We start from the raw sequence: 16386 nt of genomic DNA, 5'->3' as shown, positions 1-16386 counted from the left end.
ATGAAACCATATATTGTTGGTATTACGGGCGGAAGTGCGTCAGGAAAAACATACTTTTTGAATCAGTTATTAAGTTCTTTTTCCCCTGACGAAACCTGCCTGATTTCTCAGGATAATTATTACCGTCCGAAGGTACTAGTACCTAAAGATGCCAATAATATTGAGAATTATGACTTGCCTGAGGCAATAGATTTTGAATTATATGCCCGGCATGTAGAAGAGCTGAAAAACGGAAAAGTAGTTCAGCAAAAAGAATATACGTTTAATAATCCGGCTATTGTTCCTAATATCCTTACATTTAAGCCTGCTCCTATTATTGTAGTAGAAGGCATCTTTGTTTTTCATTCACCAGAAGTATCCCGTCTGCTCGATTTAAAGGTATTTATTGATGCCCGTGAACACGTAAAAATCAAGCGCCGGATCATCAGAGATGGTGATGAGAGAGGATATGATCTCAGAGATGTGCTTTATAGATGGGAAAACCATGTTGCACCTACCTATGAGAAATTTATTGAGCCTACCAAATATGATGCCGACATTATCATAAACAACAACACTCACTTCGAAAAAGGTCTGGCTATCTTAACAGCCTTCTTAAAGACCAAATTATAAGCCATTTAGCCCTCTTTTCCGGGGGCTTTTTTTATGACATTCCACTTCAAAACAGGCACGTTTTTTGCTTGATTTTACAATGCTATTGAAAGAATCTTTATTATAACATTGTATGAAACGTTTTGCCATTATTCTGGCTGTAGCCCTTGTTGGGCTTATAGCCTCCTGTACCCGTGTCGAAGACGGCGATATTGATCCCGATGTTTTATCGAAATTAACAAAATGTCCGCTCCGAAGTGTTAATTCCGGAACAGGTGCACCTGTATATTCTTTTGAATATACTCTGGGGCGCATCAAACGAATTGTTACCCGCGAAAATGGTGAAGTATCTTCTGTTTTTACCTACAACGTCAAAAACAAAATAGAAAAAATGGTCATTGAAACCGATAAAACGTCGGATGAATATACCGTTGTTTTTGAATATGATGCCGCCGGAAAAATAAGCAGGTCTAAAACTTCTATCAAAGAATATCAGTTTATGACCAATGAGTTTACCTACGACGGCGACTTTATTGTAGGGGTCAATACTGAATTTGATATTTTTGGAAGCACTGTAAAAGGTAAAACAAGAGTCGAATATTCAGGAGACAACATCTCGAAAGTTTATACACAGATAGATGGTTATCCTGAATTGCTAACTTTTGAAGGTGTAAGTTATGACGACAAACCACAATATATGCCAAGCGGGTATCGTACTATGGCTATGGGCTTTATAGGCCTGGCAAACAATTTCTTTGCTTCGTTAGGAAAAAATAATCCTACGATGGTAAAGATTTACGACGATAACGGTAAACTGAACGAAACTACCCAAACCAGTTACCAATACGATAAAAGTGGTATCGTAACAAACGCAGACCAAACCATGATTAATGCTGATAATGTAAAAACTGCCCGTAAAATTGCGTTTGAGTTTGTTTGTCTGTAAGCCATCTTCTTTATTTCTGCTGATTAAGGTTTGAAAAGTGTCAGTACCGACGGATATTTGCACCGCAAATATTTGTCAGAAACTTTGTTGTGTGCTCAATAACAGACATACAGCATTCAACACACTATCATTTATCTTAATTACAGGTATGCAAAATATAATTTTCTGGTTTAGAAACGATTTAAGATTACGGGATAATGAGGCTTTTTTAGAAGCTTCAAAAGCAGGTAATGTGGTTCCGGTTTATGTATTTGATACACGTTACTTTGAAAAGAACTTCCTTGGATTTAAAAGAACCGGAATTTTCAGAACTAAATTTTTAATTGAGGCCGTTGAGGATTTAAGGAAAAATCTGAGAGAGAAAGGTTCTGATTTAATTGTAAGAGTAGGCCATGCCGAGGATATAATTGCTCAGATAGCTACCGATTTAGATGCTTCTGCGGTGTTTGCCAGTAAAGAAGTAACGCAAGACGAAACTACTATTGAGGCGCTTCTTTCCAAACAGCTAAAACCCCTTAATATTGATATTGACCTTATCTGGTCTGCTACACTATACCACGCCCGCGATTTGCCATTTCAGATTAATTTTCTTCCTAAGATTTTTACAGATTTTAAAAAGAAAATAGAACAGTCAACCAGAGTCAGAAAAACATTTGATGTTCCGGCACAGTTATCCGAAGTTCAAGGTATTGACCCGGGCAATATCCCCACTTATCAGGATTTAGGCTTTGAGTCGACACCTGTAACTGATACACGTGCTGTATTTGACTTTACGGGTGGTGAAACCGAAGGCTTAAAACGGCTTCATGAATATCTTTGGAAAAAAGATTTACTCAAAAACTATAAAGAGACCAGAAATGGATTGATTGGAGCCGACTATTCTTCTAAATTATCTCCCTGGCTGAGTTTGGGCTGCCTCTCGCCAAGAACAATATATGAAGAAGTAAAAAAATACGAAGCAGAGAGAATAGCGAATGAGTCGACTTATTGGTTGATTTTCGAATTGCTCTGGCGTGATTATTTCTATTTTGTAGCTTTAAAAAGTGGTACACGTATGTTCAAGGCCAGTGGTATCAAAAACGACCTGATGAAACAGTGGAGCCGCAATAAACCTGCTTTTGAGACCTGGGTAAAAGGCGAAACAGGCGTGCCGTTTATTGATGCCAATATGCGCGAAATTCAATTAACAGGCTATATGTCAAATCGGGGCCGACAAAATGTGGCCAGTTATTTAGCTAAAGATTTAGGCATTGACTGGACCTGGGGAGCTGCCTATTTTGAAAGTACCCTGATTGATTATGATGTTTGTATTAACTGGGGTAACTGGAACTACATAGCAGGTGTGGGTAACGACCCGCAAGAAGGTAGAAAATTTGATATAGAACAACAAGCAGGCTTCTATGACCCCAAACAGGAGTATGTGAAATTATGGCTGGGCGAAAATGTCCATTCATAGCGGTTTTCACCCACTTATACTTATGTATTTCTTGGATATTATTTCCAAATTATTACATTTGAGCAAAAATTATCAGTTAAAACACAAACCCCTTTTGAAAAATGAAAAGAAGCACCTTAATTATAATTGGCGTTGTATTGATTTTCTGTGTATATGGTTGTTCGTCTTATAACGGTCTGGTTGGTAAAGACCAGGACGTGAAAGGGAAATGGGCTAATGTACAAACGCAATATCAACGTCGTTCTGACTTGATTCCTAACTTAGTAAATACAGTAAAAGGTGCGGCTGACTTTGAAAAAAGTACCTTAACGCAGGTAATTGAAGCGCGTGCCAAAGCGACATCGATGCAAATCAGCCCGGATAACTTGACTCCTGAAAATATTCAGAAATTTCAGGCTGCACAAGACCAGTTAAGTGGAGCTTTGAGCCGCTTATTGGTTTCTGTAGAGCAATATCCTCAGCTAAAGGCTAATCAGAACTTTCTCGAGTTACAGTCGCAGTTAGAGGGCACAGAAAACCGGATTGGCGTAGCCCGGAACGATTTCAATGCTTCGGTTCAAACCTATAATGCCTCTGCGCTGAGTTTCCCGACGGTTATTTTTGCCAAGATATTCGGATTCAACGAGAAAGGCTTCTTCCAGGCATCTGATGCTGCCCAGTCGGCTCCAACGGTTAAGTTCTAATCTCTCAGGCATATTATATGCACTTACAGGGTATAAATATTCTGTAAGTGCTATTTATTTTTTCAGAAAATCTTATCTCATACAGCCATGTTTCTGACAGAGACCGCCAAAGAAAGGATTGTGAAAGCAATCAAAGATGCAGAGTTGAACACTTCAGGAGAAGTGAAGGTTCATATAGAAGAAACTTGCCCGACAGAAGACCCTATAGAGCGTGCTAAGCAGGTATTTCAATACCTTTTGCTTGATAGAACTGCTCAAAGAAACGGTGTTTTATTTTATCTGGCGTATGGTAGCCATAAGTTTGCGATATTAGGTGATGAAGGAATTGATAAAGTAGTTCCTGTTAATTTCTGGGAGGGTATCAGAGACAGTATGAGACAATATTTTTTGCAAGAAGACTTTGCAGGAGGCCTACAAACAGGTATTCGAGAGGCCGGTAATCAGTTAAAGAAATTTTTTCCATATCATCAGGACGACATCAACGAAATCTCTGATGATATTTCAACAGACCCTATACCTTAGCCAATATAATGTTCAAAAAACTTTTCATATTTTTATTGCTACTGCAAAGTATTGCTTTCGCACAGGATATTCCGCCAAAAACGAACCCTCCGCGATTTGTCAATGATTTTGTAGGAGGTCTGTTAAGCCAGAGTGAGATTAATCAGTTAGAATCAAAACTAAAGGCTTATTATGATACTACCTCAACTCAGATTGCTATTGTAATTGTTAAGACCGTTCAGCCCTACGACATAAGCGAATATGCCTTTAAATTAGGTAGAACCTGGGGAGTAGGCGAAAAAGGCAAAAACAATGGTATTATTATTCTTTGGGCCCCAGGCGACAGAAAGGTATTCATTGCTACAGGATACGGCATGGAAGGCTCAATTACAGACGCTTACAGTAAACGTATCATTCAGCAGGATATAATACCTAATTTCAAAGAATTGAAGTATTATGAAGGACTTGATGCGGCTGTAGATAAGATTATCAGCTATGCCAAAGGCGAATTTAAAGCCGACCCCGATGATGAAGACGGCGGAGGAGCTTTTATAGGCATCCTTATCTTTATTATTATTCTGATTATCGTTTTTTACATCATCGGTAAAAACAATAAAGGGGGTGGTAATAACAGAAACCGTGGAGGCGGTGGCTGGATTCCATATACAACTTATACTGGTTGGGGAAGTTCTTCAGGTGGCTGGTCTGGTGGAGGAAGCAGCGGCGGTGGTGGCTTCGACTTTGGGGGCGGAAGTTTTGGTGGCGGTGGCGCCGGGGGAGATTATTAGAATTAATACTTTTAAGTAAAATAAAGAGCATAAAAAATAATCCCGGCCAAGGTTCTGGCCGGGATTATTTTTATATCCATGATTCTTCAACCCTTACTCTTTTATTTTCCCTTCTACACTAAAGCCCTTCTTACTTCCAACAAATAACTCCTGATAACCCTCAATTTTATAGGTTTTCAATTGATTATTCACCAAATCTGCCGTCAGTTTCTTATCTGACTCATACAGATAGTTATTTGTATGCATCGTGCTTTCTATATGTTTCGGCAGGTTTTTCTCATCAAATTCTATTATGAGCGAAGTAACAGGCAATTTTTCACCTTCTTTTAATTGATAGCTTATTCTTTTATCCTTTATATCAACAATATAGCCAGATTGATACGATTGCTTATTCAAATCGGCTTGCAGAAACAACTCCAGTTCTTTGTTCCAGTCAATATCTTTAGTTTCTATGCGCTCCTGCTTATCGGCCAATAGAACTGTTTTTTCAATCAACGGCTTCTTAGCTGATAAATCGCTGATTTGTTGATTTATTAATCCGACAAGATCATAATAGGTTTTTGACTGGATTTTGTTTTCGCTTTGGGTGCAGGAAACCAGAAAAAGAAACAGGAGTAATACGATACGCATTGGGCAGAGAAAGATAAGTTTTTGATTATAACACAAATAAAGGGTTCAGATGTTCCAAGAGATCAACACAACCCCCATAAAAAAACTTAACCCCACCGCCAGAAGCAGTGGGGTAAGCGTCCATCTATTCAACCCTAACCTATTAAACTATGAAAAACTTAATATTTTATTCTTTGCTAAGTTGAGCTTTAGCGACCTAACATTTCAGTCACAACCGGACTTACTGCGTTTTCCTGATCAACTGGCTCAACGTTTGATTGGTAATTCCACAACACATTCAAAATTTTTGTTGTTGCTACTACTTTGTTTCTCCAGGCTTTAGCCTCATCACCTCTTAGTTTTGCAACTTTTGTTTCTATGTTGTTTGCCGCTTCGTTAAATTCTGCTTTTTGTGATGAACTCATTGCCATAAATCTGGCTGGTGAGTTATTATATAATTTCACAACATTTACAAATATAACCCAATCTTCGGTCTTTACAAATTTTTTCGCTTTTTTCGACATGAAGTTCGCGAAATTTACTTCAGCTCCTTTTACCAACATTACTTCACTCTTAGCTGAATCACGGTCATTTGCATTTACAATATTTGCAGAAATCAAGAATGACCCAAGTGTAACTGCAAATATAACGGATTTAAATGAATTTTTCATTGTTTTGTTCTATTTTTCTTTCGTGGATGATGATGCAAAACTACAACGAAAATTAATATAATCCAAATGCGTATCAGACCCAAACACCGAATATTGTTCTAATTTTATTTGTTATACGAAACAAAAAAAAGAATTTTACCACTATTTTTTACAAATAAATAGAATATTATTTGTCTTAGAAAAGTGCAACTTATATAATATTCCAAAGTTGGTCAACACAAAAATTCTTTAAAAAGTACAATCATTCGTTGAAAAAATTCATTGTTCGCTCTACCCCAATGCTACAAAAACTGGTAATTATGTCGTCTGCCCGGTCTAATCTTGCGACCAACTGGCTCATTTCATCTTCGCTGAATGGCTCCAAAACGTAATTTACCTGCCTTCCGGCATGGAAATTATTGCCTATCCCAAAGCGTAAGCGATTATAATTTTGTGTACCTAATTTTTCCTCAATATTTCTTAACCCGTTCTGCCCACCGTGCGAACCCTTGGTTTTCAGACGTAGTTTACCAAAAGGCAATGCAATGTCATCACAGATCACCAGAAGATTTTCAACAGGTATCTTTAACGCCTGCAACCAGTAGTTCACGGCATTGCCGCTCAGGTTCATATAAGTAGTGGGTTTAATGCAATGTATCTGCTTACCTTTGTATTTAAATTCGGCAGTATAAGCAAGTCTTTCCATTTTAAAAGAGAAGTCATTTTGTGCTGCAAGGCGGTCGAGTACCATAAAACCTACATTGTGGCGAGTAAAAGCATATTCAGGACCAATGTTTCCGAGCCCGGCAATGAGATATTTCATTTTTTTTAATCTATGAATTAGTGAATAAGAGAATGAGTCAATAAATTTGTCGGCAAAGTTCCGAAAATTTAACGAGAATCTTTAGCTACAACAGCCATCACACCAGTTGAGTTACATTATTTATCATTTTTTGTATGAAACGACTTATTTTAGCTAATCCGCTTCTTGACATTACACTTAACCGTTTATGTCAGCAACTGATTGAAAACCATAAAGATTTCTCAAACTCTGTTATTTTAGGCTTACAACCTCGTGGTATTTTTTTAGCAGATCGCATTGCTCAGAAATTACAACATGAAACAGGGTTTTCTATTAAATTAGGATACTTAGACGCCACATTCTACCGTGATGATTTTCGCAGAAGAGATACCCCATTGAAACCCAATGAAACCAAAGTTCCTTTTGTAATTGAAAACAAAAAGGTAATTCTGATAGATGATGTATTAGCCACAGGCCGTATGGTACGTGCAGCCATTGATGCCATGCAGGCTTTCGGACGACCCGAGAAGATAGAATTGCTTTGCCTGATTAATCGTCGTTATGTGCGAGACCTGCCTATTCAGCCTGACTATACCGGTATGAAAGTAAACACCCTTGATAGCCAGCGTGTTTTGGTAGAATGGAAAGAACAAGGCCACAACGAAGATAAAATCTGGTTGATTGGTTAAATATATTTCTCAGCAAACTCATTACACTTCGCTGCCAGTAAATCTATCTGCTCAATATCATGCCAGGCACTTATCACAATTCTTGTATTAGGCTTACCGGTTTTGATAGGATAAGCAAAGCTATAAATGAAAATCTCTTCCTTAAACAGATAATCATATAGCGAATCCTGTGGTGTATAAAAAACAGGATAGGCTGGTTGAGAATTAAATACGTCTTTTACAGATTGTAATTGTTTAGAAAACCGCTCAACATTAGATAACAGACGTTCGAAATTCCTTTGATATATCTCATCTCCTTTTACATAAGCATATAAATAAGCCGGAGCTATTGGTGAGCAAGAGGCAAAAAAAGCAGTATGTCTTAATGCTTCAATAATAATTTCATCGCCCAAAACCACCCCGCCCGGAATACCCATTGCTTTATGCAAAGAAGAAACTACTACAAATCGTATATTAGGCTTGACAAAAACAGACTGAAAAATCCCTGCACCATTTTGCCCTGTTATGCCTAAACCATGAGAATCATCTATAATTAAAGTAATAGCCCGGTCTTCGGGTAAATCATTTATCCAGTCAAATTCATAAGCAGTGGCTCGCAGTCCATCGGTTGAGTTACATACAATTACCGAATGTTGCGCATTGGCTTCTTTGATTTGCCCTGCTATCTGTTTTGCCCACTCCTGAAAACGCATGGCAGGCAATTGCACAATAGGTTCATGGAAGTTCGCCGAATGGCTCTGTGGAGCATAAAAAAATGTTGCTTGCTGTGTTTTAAAGTATTGAGCCACTAATTGCCCTGCTAGCATACCCGAAGACACCGTGAGAGCCTTTTCTGCCCCTACCCATGCTGCCATCTTATTTTCGGCAGTTTCATAAATAGCTAATTGCAGATTCCCGTTTCGGGAACTTCCGAACGACATCCCGTATTCATACAGGCCCTCTATTAATAGTTGTTTAAACTCTTGGTCCTGATTCATCCCAAGATAAGAGGTACCACTAAAAAAATGATACTCTTTCTCTTCTAACCTGATTTTATTGGATGGTTGTTGATGAATAATAAAATCTTTGTGCATAAACGCTGTGTAATTTCAATACGCTACTATCTGATGGTGGCTACTCAAAATTAGTAGTTTCATTTTCTATGTTAGCTATTTTGAGATAACTCAAAATGACGCATTTACAGAAAAACTATGCAATTGTTTATCTACTTCATTGTCATTAAATCATTTGTAATTGCTTGCTCATCATAAATAGTTAACTCCCCATTTCTCTTAAAGGAGTAATATTTACGCCCAGCTTCTAATGCTTTTGCTTTGTCTTCAGATTTAAGCGCAGCTTCATAAGATTCTTTTAAGGTTTTAAGTGCATTATCATAAGACTCTTGTAACGCTTTGAGTTTTTCATTCCTTTTTTTGGTTTGATAAATAAAATAATCACGAAAACCCCAAATCATAATAATTATAAGAATTAGAATAAGTAAAGATTTTGGAATCATTGTTTTAGTTTTTATAGTTTATCAATACAAAATAATTATATAATATAGGTTTAGCACATATATCTTAAATTCGTTTAGTAATTTTAATATTGATTTTTACTCTCTACGAATTATACTGTTAAATTTAAAGCCCAAAGTAATATTTTGCAAAAGAGATGACAAACTCTATTCGTATTAATAAATAGAATTTATTATTTAAATCTCAATTTTTAAATCATATAAAAGAAACTAATCGCAATTAATATTTGTCTAAAACAATAATTTTTAGGCGTACTGATTTTTAATTCAAATCCCCAGAAATTATGAACGAAACATACTTTATTAGTAAATGTGATAAAATTATATCAACAATATTAACAGATAATGGCAATTTAAGGCAACGCCTAAAAAAACATTATGGCGCAATTCATCGAATAATTTTAATTCCTAAATTAGAAAATACTCAAGAAGCGCAATATAGAATAATGAACATTTTAACTTCTGAAAATGCAATCTTTAGAGACGGTAAGCAGGTGAGAAGTGGTTTTGATATTCTATATGAAAAAATTGATTTTAAAACAGCTAAAAAGATGGTTGAGGATTTATATTTTGTTTTAAAAGAAATCATGGCGGTTAAAAACTAAACGAGAAAAACTCGTTAATTGATAAACTTTTCTCGTCCTATTCTCCTTACTTTACTTATTACGACAATTTCTTTCCTTACAATTTTTCACTATTTATTTTGCCCTCTTCATTTCTTTTTCTATACTACTCTTGTACCCAAAGAAATCTACCTCTAAAGTATGCCGGGGTGATTCATCAAATTGTTTGCGTAGCTTTTTAGCATCTTCTTCTATCGAACATATCATTGCTTCTTTTGTTGGCAATTTACAATCTCCATTTATTATTTTAGCTATCCATTTGGTTTGTAGTTCAGCAAGCGGCATAATTGCGCCTAAAGGCTGTAAAAGTCCGATAAAGAAAATGCCCGGAAAATCAGGATGAATGACCCTTTTATAAAGCTGGATATTGTTGTTTTTTTCTATATCAAATTCTATATAGTGTTTCAGGAAGGGGAATGATATTTTATATCCTGTGGCATAAATCACCATATCAAAATCCTGCTGGCTACCATCTTCGAAAAACACTGTCCTTTCCTGAAACTTCCTGATATTAGGTTTAAACTTGATTGCACCCCTACCCGACAAATGCAATAAATCTTGTGAGACAGTCGGGTGTTCGCTTAGTAAAGCCCGCTTGGGCTTAGGCACACCAAAGTCTTCCTGTTTACCTCGTGCCAGCCACAAGACCAGTTTCAGAGTAAGCCTTTGCACTGGTAAAGGTAATTTTGACGTGAACGGATTGGCCAGCATATCAAACGGCATGCTAAAAAGCCAGCTTGGCGTAATATGTGCTCCACTCCGGGTCGAAATCACTACTTTACCTGTGTGCAATCTTGCTGCTTCAGCGGCTATATCTACAGCAGAATTGCCGATACCTACAATCAGTACATCTTTATCCTTTACTTGCTCTGATTCTTTATAATAGTGAGAATGTATGATTTCTCCGGTAAAGGCACCTTCAAATCCAGGATCTGGCATACGGGGTTTCCAATGATGACCATTAGCAACGATTATATATTTATAATTCCTTGTTTCTCTGTTATCAAGTGTAACTACATAAGTACCATCAGGGCTTTGACTTACCTCAGTAACTGTGGTATTGAATGTAATAGATTCACGAATGCCAAAATGCTCAACGTAACTCTCAAAATATTTAATAATATGGCTATGGTGCGGATACATGGGATAATCATCAGGCATTGGAAAACCGGTGTAAGCCATTGCTATCCGGTTAGTGTTGATGTGCAAGGAACGATACGCAGATGAAACACCGTTATCGTTATTAAAACGCCAGTTTCCGCCAATATCCGAGCCTTTTTCAAAACAATCGAAACTAATACCATTCTCTTTCATGGTTTTAGCAGCAGCAATTCCGGAAGAACCTGCGCCAATAATACAAACCTGCTTCATAAATTATAGGGTGATAGACTTTTAAAAACTATTGGGTTACTGATATAAATTCTTTTACCAAATCCCGAATTATTCCTCCTGAAACCGAATTGAGATGAATATTATCCGGTGTAAGCTGATACCCATGTTTCCTGCTCGTATAATCCCAATCTTTGCCAAGTATATAATGATTAATAATTGAGAATATCAGCAGTTTGAGGGTTTCGTCAAATGTATGTTTCAATGGCTGAGGGTTGGCCTGCAGATAATCTTTCAGTTTTTCTCGCAAAGGCAGATAACTCAAATGTTGTGTCTGCGCCATTGCTTTAATATATTCGCTATAGATATCTGCTTTTATATTTGCCTCGTGGGTCAGGTCTTCGCTTATCAAGGGCAGAGACATCACCGCAATTTTTGCGTGAGTCTCTTTTTTTAGTCTATCAATAATTTCCTGATAATTACTTTTGAACGACCCATAATCAGGCATCATCTCTTGTGGGATACGGTTTATTTGTTTAAAACTATTTGCTAATTCCTGGCTTATAGTTGCACTCACATCATTTGTTCCGACAAGGATCGTAATAAAATCAGGCTGACAGGCTATTACATCGTCTATTCGTTGTAACAACGAATACGTCAGGTCTGAATTAACTCCTGCATTTAGCACCTGCAAATTCTGAAAAGCCGTTTCAATATCACTTACCCAATTATAACTAACATTGCCATGAGTATTACTATCTCCAAAACAAACCAATATCTTCTTTGAAGAGTTTAATTTTTGTCGGTTCTGTAGTGTGGGGTAGTTCCGGGGTTTATCTCTGGTAATTTTTTGCCACAGCCAGATATATAGAATTACCAGTATTATCAGGAAGCCAGTTACTAAAGGCCAGAACATTTAAGGTAGGAATATGAGTTAAAAATGTAAACCTAAATATAATATTTGATGTTAAAAAGTGTTAAATAAGACAAATTTTTGTTTGATTGGCGTTAATTTCGTGGAATAACTTTGTTTTAGAATAAAGTGATTGTTCAGGTAAAGAAAATCAGAAGATGAATTTCAGGAATATTATCATATTTATGCTTATTGCCATGATAGGTTTAATCACCTTTCAATGGTATTGGATTGAAAATGCTATTTCTGTCAGACAAGAGCAGTTTGACCGGAATGTGAATGATGCTTTACAGGAGACGGTTAAGAAGATCGAAAAACAGGAGATCATTTTTCTTGCCAACCAGAAAATGAAAATAGAAGAGCAGAAAAAGCTACTGGCTATTACACAAAAGAAACAGGAGAAGAAAAAACTACCCAAACCGCCGAAAGCTGAACAGCTGGAAGACTTTGGTGCGGCATTTACTCCTGAAGCTCCTTTAAGCCCAGTTTTCCCGCAAGAATTTAATAGCTATAAAGGCTATAATACCTATTATGCTCCGCAGGGTTCGGAGCCTCTGGCAAAAGTGAGACAAAGAGCCGGCAGAGGCAGCAACACAGTAGCTGTAACTGATGTATTTGGCACTACCCGCCTGCTTGAGATTCCTGTTCGCCAGATGGATTTAATCAAAGAAATGTTAGAAGAGCAAAACATGGCACTGGAAGATTTAAATCAACCTCTGCGAAATAACGTGATGCGCCAGAAGACTGCCGATGATTTGATTAAAGAATTTAACCGTCAGGTCTTGATTCTGAATAAAAATTCCAACGAAAATCACCAGATTTTAAGTATCGGGGGTATTGAAGACCAAAGTAGTGGATTCAGTTTTGGCTATACTATTTCTACTCCGGTAATTGATAGCTCACATACCGTTTATGTAAAACCTAAAAAACACAAGGTTGTAGAAAAGCCAAAAATAAAAACAGAAGAACCCACTGTTACTGTTGCTCAGGAGGATATTGAGCGTACTAAAAACAAAGCAGAATTAGTAAAAGATGTTTTAACAGATGTGATTCATGGTTCTCGTGATATACACGAACGCCTTGACCGCATTTCTTTAGATACTCTTTTGAAAAAAGAACTAAAAAGCCGGGGAATTACAATTCCTTATCAATATATTGTAAAGAACAGTTCAAATTTAATATTCGCATCTTTTGCTGAAAATACGATACCGAATTTTATCAGAGACTCGTATAGAGCACAGCTTTTCCCAAGCGATTTGCAACCACAGAATCATTTCTTATATGTACACTTCCCCGATACTCAGGGATTTATCTTGCGTAATATGTGGACAGTCTTCGCCAGTTCTGTCTTCTTGATTCTGATGATTGGTGGTATTTTCTATACATCGGTTAATACAATGTTGAAACAGAAAAAACTGGCTACTATCAAGAATGATTTCATCAATAATATGACTCACGAGTTTAAAACACCTATCTCTACAATCTCTTTGGCTGTGGAAGTAATGAAAGACAACGACGTGAAGAAAGATAATAACAAGATGAATCGCTATCTGAATATTATTCAGGACGAAAACCGCCGATTAGGTACACAAGTTGAAAAGGTATTGCAAATGGCTTTACTGGATAAGGGCGATGTAAAACTGAAATTAGAGCCGGTAAATATTCATGAAACTATTGAGCAGGTTTTGCATAACCTGAGTGTACAGATTGAACAAAAAAATGGTACAGTAAATTTAGAGTTGGATGCCGAAAACCCTGAAATTGAAGCAGACGATGTGCACGTAACCAATATTATCTATAACTTGCTCGACAATGCCAATAAATATTCGCCCGAAACTCCTGAAATTACCATTAAAACCGAGAACGAGGAGGGCTTCCTGAAAATTACGATTGCCGATAAAGGCATTGGTATGACCAAAGAGCAACTGAACAGGATATTTGAAAGGTTTTATAGAGTACCAACCGGAAACCTGCATGATGTAAAAGGCTTTGGCTTAGGCCTAAGCTACGTAAGAAAAATGGTAGAGTCGCATCAGGGTGTAATACAGGTTGAAAGTAAAATAGGAGAAGGTAGCAGATTTGAAGTATATCTGCCTTTGAATAGACGAGTGTAGTGTGTTGTACTTATAAACACTTTTAAACTCCCCTTAGGGCTACAATATGAAAGTTTTATTGACAGAAGATGACCCAAACTTAGGTATGCTTTTGCAGGAATACCTGAATGCCAAAGGATTTGAAACTGATTTAGCGAAGAACGGCGAAGAGGGCATCAGGATGTTTATTGAGAAAGGCAATTACGATATGTGTATCTGTGATGTGATGATGCCGAAAAAAGACGGGTTTTCGCTGGCGAAAGAAATTCGTATGAAAGATAAAGAAGTGCCTATTATTTTTCTGACAGCCAAATCAATGAAGGAAGATACCATTCAAGGCTTTAAAGTAGGGGCTGACGACTATATTACGAAGCCTTTCAGTATGGAAGAGCTATTAATGCGTATGAAAGCCATTTTTCGTCGTATTCATAAACAGGAAGCGGATACCCCGATCAATACCTATCAGATTGGTGAATATTCATTTGATGCGCAGACTAATACTTTAGCATACAATGGTAGCCAGAATAAGCTGACTACTAAAGAATCTGAACTATTAAAACTCCTTTGTCAGAATAAAAACCAGTCTGTTAGCAGAAGTTTTGCCTTGAAACTAATCTGGGGAGATGACAGCTACTTCAATGCCCGTAGTATGGATGTGTATATTACCAAACTCCGCAAACACCTGAAAGAAGACCCGGCAATTCAGATTATGAATATGCATGGAGAGGGTTTTAAGTTAATTGTTTAACTTTTTTTGGTAGGAGTACAATACCAGGCAATGGTGTATATTACCCCCTATCAATATGAGATAGATTAATCTGTTAATCAAGATATTGGTTATAGAAAGTGACTGCCTGTCAATCTCTATAAAAAGAATGATAGCTACTGTGATAGCCAAACTGAAAATTATCCCGTCCAATACAGATGCTGGTTTTAAAAAATGCCTCTTCTGATAACCCCCGGTCATCATATTTTTAAGTTTATTTTATCTTTTCCAGGTGTCTGAGATTTTCCATTATCAGATATAGCCCCAGAATAGCTACAATCTTAAAACCTATTATAACCAATACTATATTCCAGAACCGTAGTTTAATGCTAATAATTATTTCCTTCGTCTGTTTTTCATACGCTATATGTATGATTGACAATAAATTCATAGCACCTGCTATTATTGGGAACAATAAAAATACAATGGGATTAAGCCACCACGCATAAGAGGTATGGTCAATCTTCGCAATAGTTTCTAAAAAAGCATCTATTATATGAATATACTGCCCGCTTGTAAAGATACTCCTGACAAAAACTGACACTAAGAAAAAAAGCGGGATAGCCACCAGCCACCAGCCCAATGTTGCCGATTTGCGGGCATTCAATAGAGGCAACTTAATGTATTCTTGATGTGAGGTTTGTGAAATTTCAGGTTTTTTCAGGCGCTGAAGTTTATTTACAAAATCTTCATTTTCCATAGTTATATTCTTATTAAAAATCTATACTCTTACTTTTATACCAACTTATCTCTTAGCTTTTCAACGCCTCTCGAAAGTAGTGACTTAATAGTTCCCTCGGGTTTGCCCAAAATTTCACTTATTTCTTTTATGGCTTTATCCTCAAAAAATCTCAAAGCTATTACTTCCTGATATTTCAGCTCTAATTTTTTTAGCTGCTCCTGAATCTGGCGAAATTCATCATATTCTTGTTGCTGTCTCTCCAATTCGGCTTTTTCTTTCTCAAAAATGCTATGTAATACTTCATCATCTATCAAGTCTGTTGAAAACCGACTGAATAAATCTGGAGAATAGCGTAAACTACGAAAAAACAAATTCATCTCATTAGTAGCAATTTTATAGAGCCATGAAGCAATGTTATCTCCTTCGAAACCATATTTTCTGATATTCATAAATGCCTTCAGGAAAGTCTCAGCAGTAATATCTCTGGCTATATCATAATCACCTATCCGGCGATATACATAACCAAATATCTTTGAGTAGAAATAATCGTAAATTTCTCCAAACGCTTCAGGTTTATCCTTATTAAAATTTACAGATACTTCTTTTTTCATTAGAAATCCGATTATGCCCTTTTTATGATTATTTACTACTTATAGAATACAAGAAGGCTTTAAAGGTTGCAGAAATCAATAAAAAAAGTCAGCACTTTTCAAGTTGCTGACTTTTATCTTGTAAGGTTTTTTGAGAGACTC

General features: G+C 36.8%; 19 protein-coding genes. 10 read left to right on the top strand and 9 right to left on the bottom strand.

The genetic code is table 11. From position 1 onward, the window contains the following. The 6 genes from H1R81_RS14800 (at position 1) to H1R81_RS14775 (ending at position 4965) form a co-directional block, all read left to right on the top strand. Positions 1-612: a uridine kinase gene (locus H1R81_RS14800; protein WP_181841516.1), complete on the top strand. Its 612-nt coding sequence runs from the start codon at positions 1-3 to the stop codon at positions 610-612. Between the two features lie 112 nt (positions 613-724). Continuing rightward, positions 725-1537: a hypothetical protein gene (locus tag H1R81_RS14795; RefSeq protein WP_181841515.1), complete on the top strand. Its 813-nt coding sequence runs from the start codon at positions 725-727 to the stop codon at positions 1535-1537. A 148-nt stretch (positions 1538-1685) separates the two neighbouring features. Then, on the top strand, positions 1686-2993 hold the full coding sequence (locus H1R81_RS14790) for a DASH family cryptochrome (RefSeq protein ID WP_181841514.1): 1308 nt from the start codon (positions 1686-1688) through the stop codon (positions 2991-2993). A 101-nt stretch (positions 2994-3094) separates the two neighbouring features. Further along, entirely contained in the window at positions 3095-3676 is a 582-nt protein-coding gene (locus tag H1R81_RS14785; protein ID WP_181841513.1) for a LemA family protein, read from the top strand. Positions 3677-3763: 87 nt separating this feature from the next. After that, complete coding sequence (locus H1R81_RS14780; protein WP_181841512.1) at positions 3764-4198, top strand: TPM domain-containing protein; 435 nt, start codon at positions 3764-3766, stop codon at positions 4196-4198. A gap of 8 nt (positions 4199-4206) precedes the next feature. Further along, positions 4207-4965 carry a YgcG family protein gene (locus H1R81_RS14775; RefSeq protein WP_181841511.1) on the top strand — a complete coding sequence of 253 codons (759 nt, stop codon included), beginning with the start codon at positions 4207-4209 and terminating at the stop codon, positions 4963-4965. Between the two features lie 93 nt (positions 4966-5058). Here H1R81_RS14775 and H1R81_RS14770 read toward each other — a convergent pair whose 3' ends face one another. From H1R81_RS14770 to pth, 3 genes are all read right to left on the bottom strand, one after another. Continuing rightward, positions 5059-5595 carry a hypothetical protein gene (locus H1R81_RS14770; RefSeq protein ID WP_181841510.1) on the bottom strand — a complete coding sequence of 179 codons (537 nt, stop codon included), beginning with the start codon at positions 5593-5595 and terminating at the stop codon, positions 5059-5061. 188 nt (positions 5596-5783) lie between these two features. Further along, on the bottom strand, positions 5784-6245 hold the full coding sequence (locus H1R81_RS14765) for a hypothetical protein (RefSeq protein WP_181841509.1): 462 nt from the start codon (positions 6243-6245) through the stop codon (positions 5784-5786). A 241-nt stretch (positions 6246-6486) separates the two neighbouring features. Next, positions 6487-7047 (bottom strand): aminoacyl-tRNA hydrolase, encoded by a 561-nt coding sequence (pth, locus tag H1R81_RS14760; RefSeq protein ID WP_181841508.1) that lies wholly within the window; start codon positions 7045-7047, stop codon positions 6487-6489. A 134-nt stretch (positions 7048-7181) separates the two neighbouring features. Between pth and pyrR the strand changes: the two genes are divergently transcribed. Then, positions 7182-7715, top strand: a complete 534-nt coding sequence (gene pyrR / locus H1R81_RS14755; RefSeq protein ID WP_181841507.1) for a bifunctional pyr operon transcriptional regulator/uracil phosphoribosyltransferase PyrR — start codon at positions 7182-7184, stop codon at positions 7713-7715. Here the strand turns inward: pyrR and H1R81_RS14750 are convergent. Beyond that, complete coding sequence (locus H1R81_RS14750; RefSeq protein WP_181841506.1) at positions 7712-8788, bottom strand: aminotransferase class I/II-fold pyridoxal phosphate-dependent enzyme; 1077 nt, start codon at positions 8786-8788, stop codon at positions 7712-7714. The two genes, pyrR and H1R81_RS14750, sit on opposite strands and share 4 nt — an antisense overlap. 131 nt (positions 8789-8919) lie before the next feature. Beyond that, positions 8920-9210, bottom strand: coding sequence for a hypothetical protein (locus H1R81_RS14745; protein WP_181841505.1), 291 nt, complete (start codon positions 9208-9210; stop codon positions 8920-8922). A gap of 302 nt (positions 9211-9512) precedes the next feature. Between H1R81_RS14745 and H1R81_RS14740 the strand changes: the two genes are divergently transcribed. Beyond that, positions 9513-9833 (top strand): hypothetical protein, encoded by a 321-nt coding sequence (locus H1R81_RS14740; protein ID WP_181841504.1) that lies wholly within the window; start codon positions 9513-9515, stop codon positions 9831-9833. A 93-nt stretch (positions 9834-9926) separates the two neighbouring features. Here the strand turns inward: H1R81_RS14740 and H1R81_RS14735 are convergent, their stop codons facing one another. Next, positions 9927-11222, bottom strand: a complete 1296-nt coding sequence (locus tag H1R81_RS14735) for an NAD(P)/FAD-dependent oxidoreductase (protein WP_181841503.1) — start codon at positions 11220-11222, stop codon at positions 9927-9929. Between the two features lie 28 nt (positions 11223-11250). Beyond that, positions 11251-12096 carry a GDSL-type esterase/lipase family protein gene (locus H1R81_RS14730; RefSeq protein WP_181841502.1) on the bottom strand — a complete coding sequence of 282 codons (846 nt, stop codon included), beginning with the start codon at positions 12094-12096 and terminating at the stop codon, positions 11251-11253. A gap of 155 nt (positions 12097-12251) precedes the next feature. Here H1R81_RS14730 and H1R81_RS14725 point away from each other — a divergent pair, with 155 nt between their 5' ends. Both H1R81_RS14725 and H1R81_RS14720 read left to right on the top strand, forming a co-directional pair. Then, on the top strand, positions 12252-14207 hold the full coding sequence (locus H1R81_RS14725) for a sensor histidine kinase KdpD (RefSeq protein WP_181841501.1): 1956 nt from the start codon (positions 12252-12254) through the stop codon (positions 14205-14207). A gap of 46 nt (positions 14208-14253) precedes the next feature. Beyond that, a complete protein-coding gene (locus H1R81_RS14720) occupies positions 14254-14934 on the top strand; it encodes a response regulator transcription factor (RefSeq protein WP_181841500.1) in 681 nt (226 codons plus the stop codon). A gap of 232 nt (positions 14935-15166) precedes the next feature. Here H1R81_RS14720 and H1R81_RS14715 read toward each other — a convergent pair whose 3' ends face one another. Further along, the gene (locus tag H1R81_RS14715; protein ID WP_181841499.1) at positions 15167-15652 is read right to left on the bottom strand and encodes a hypothetical protein; all 486 of its coding nucleotides are present in this window, start codon (positions 15650-15652) and stop codon (positions 15167-15169) included. Between the two features lie 35 nt (positions 15653-15687). Next, entirely contained in the window at positions 15688-16245 is a 558-nt protein-coding gene (locus tag H1R81_RS14710) for an RNA polymerase sigma factor (RefSeq protein ID WP_181841498.1), read from the bottom strand. Positions 16246-16386 lie beyond the last annotated feature (141 nt).

Origin of the sequence: Emticicia sp. BO119 (assembly GCF_013912375.1) — a bacterium.
Lineage (GTDB): Bacteria > Bacteroidota > Bacteroidia > Cytophagales > Spirosomataceae > Emticicia.
Note: the sequence above shows the minus strand (reverse complement) of the source record. Positions and strands in the feature narration are given on the sequence as shown.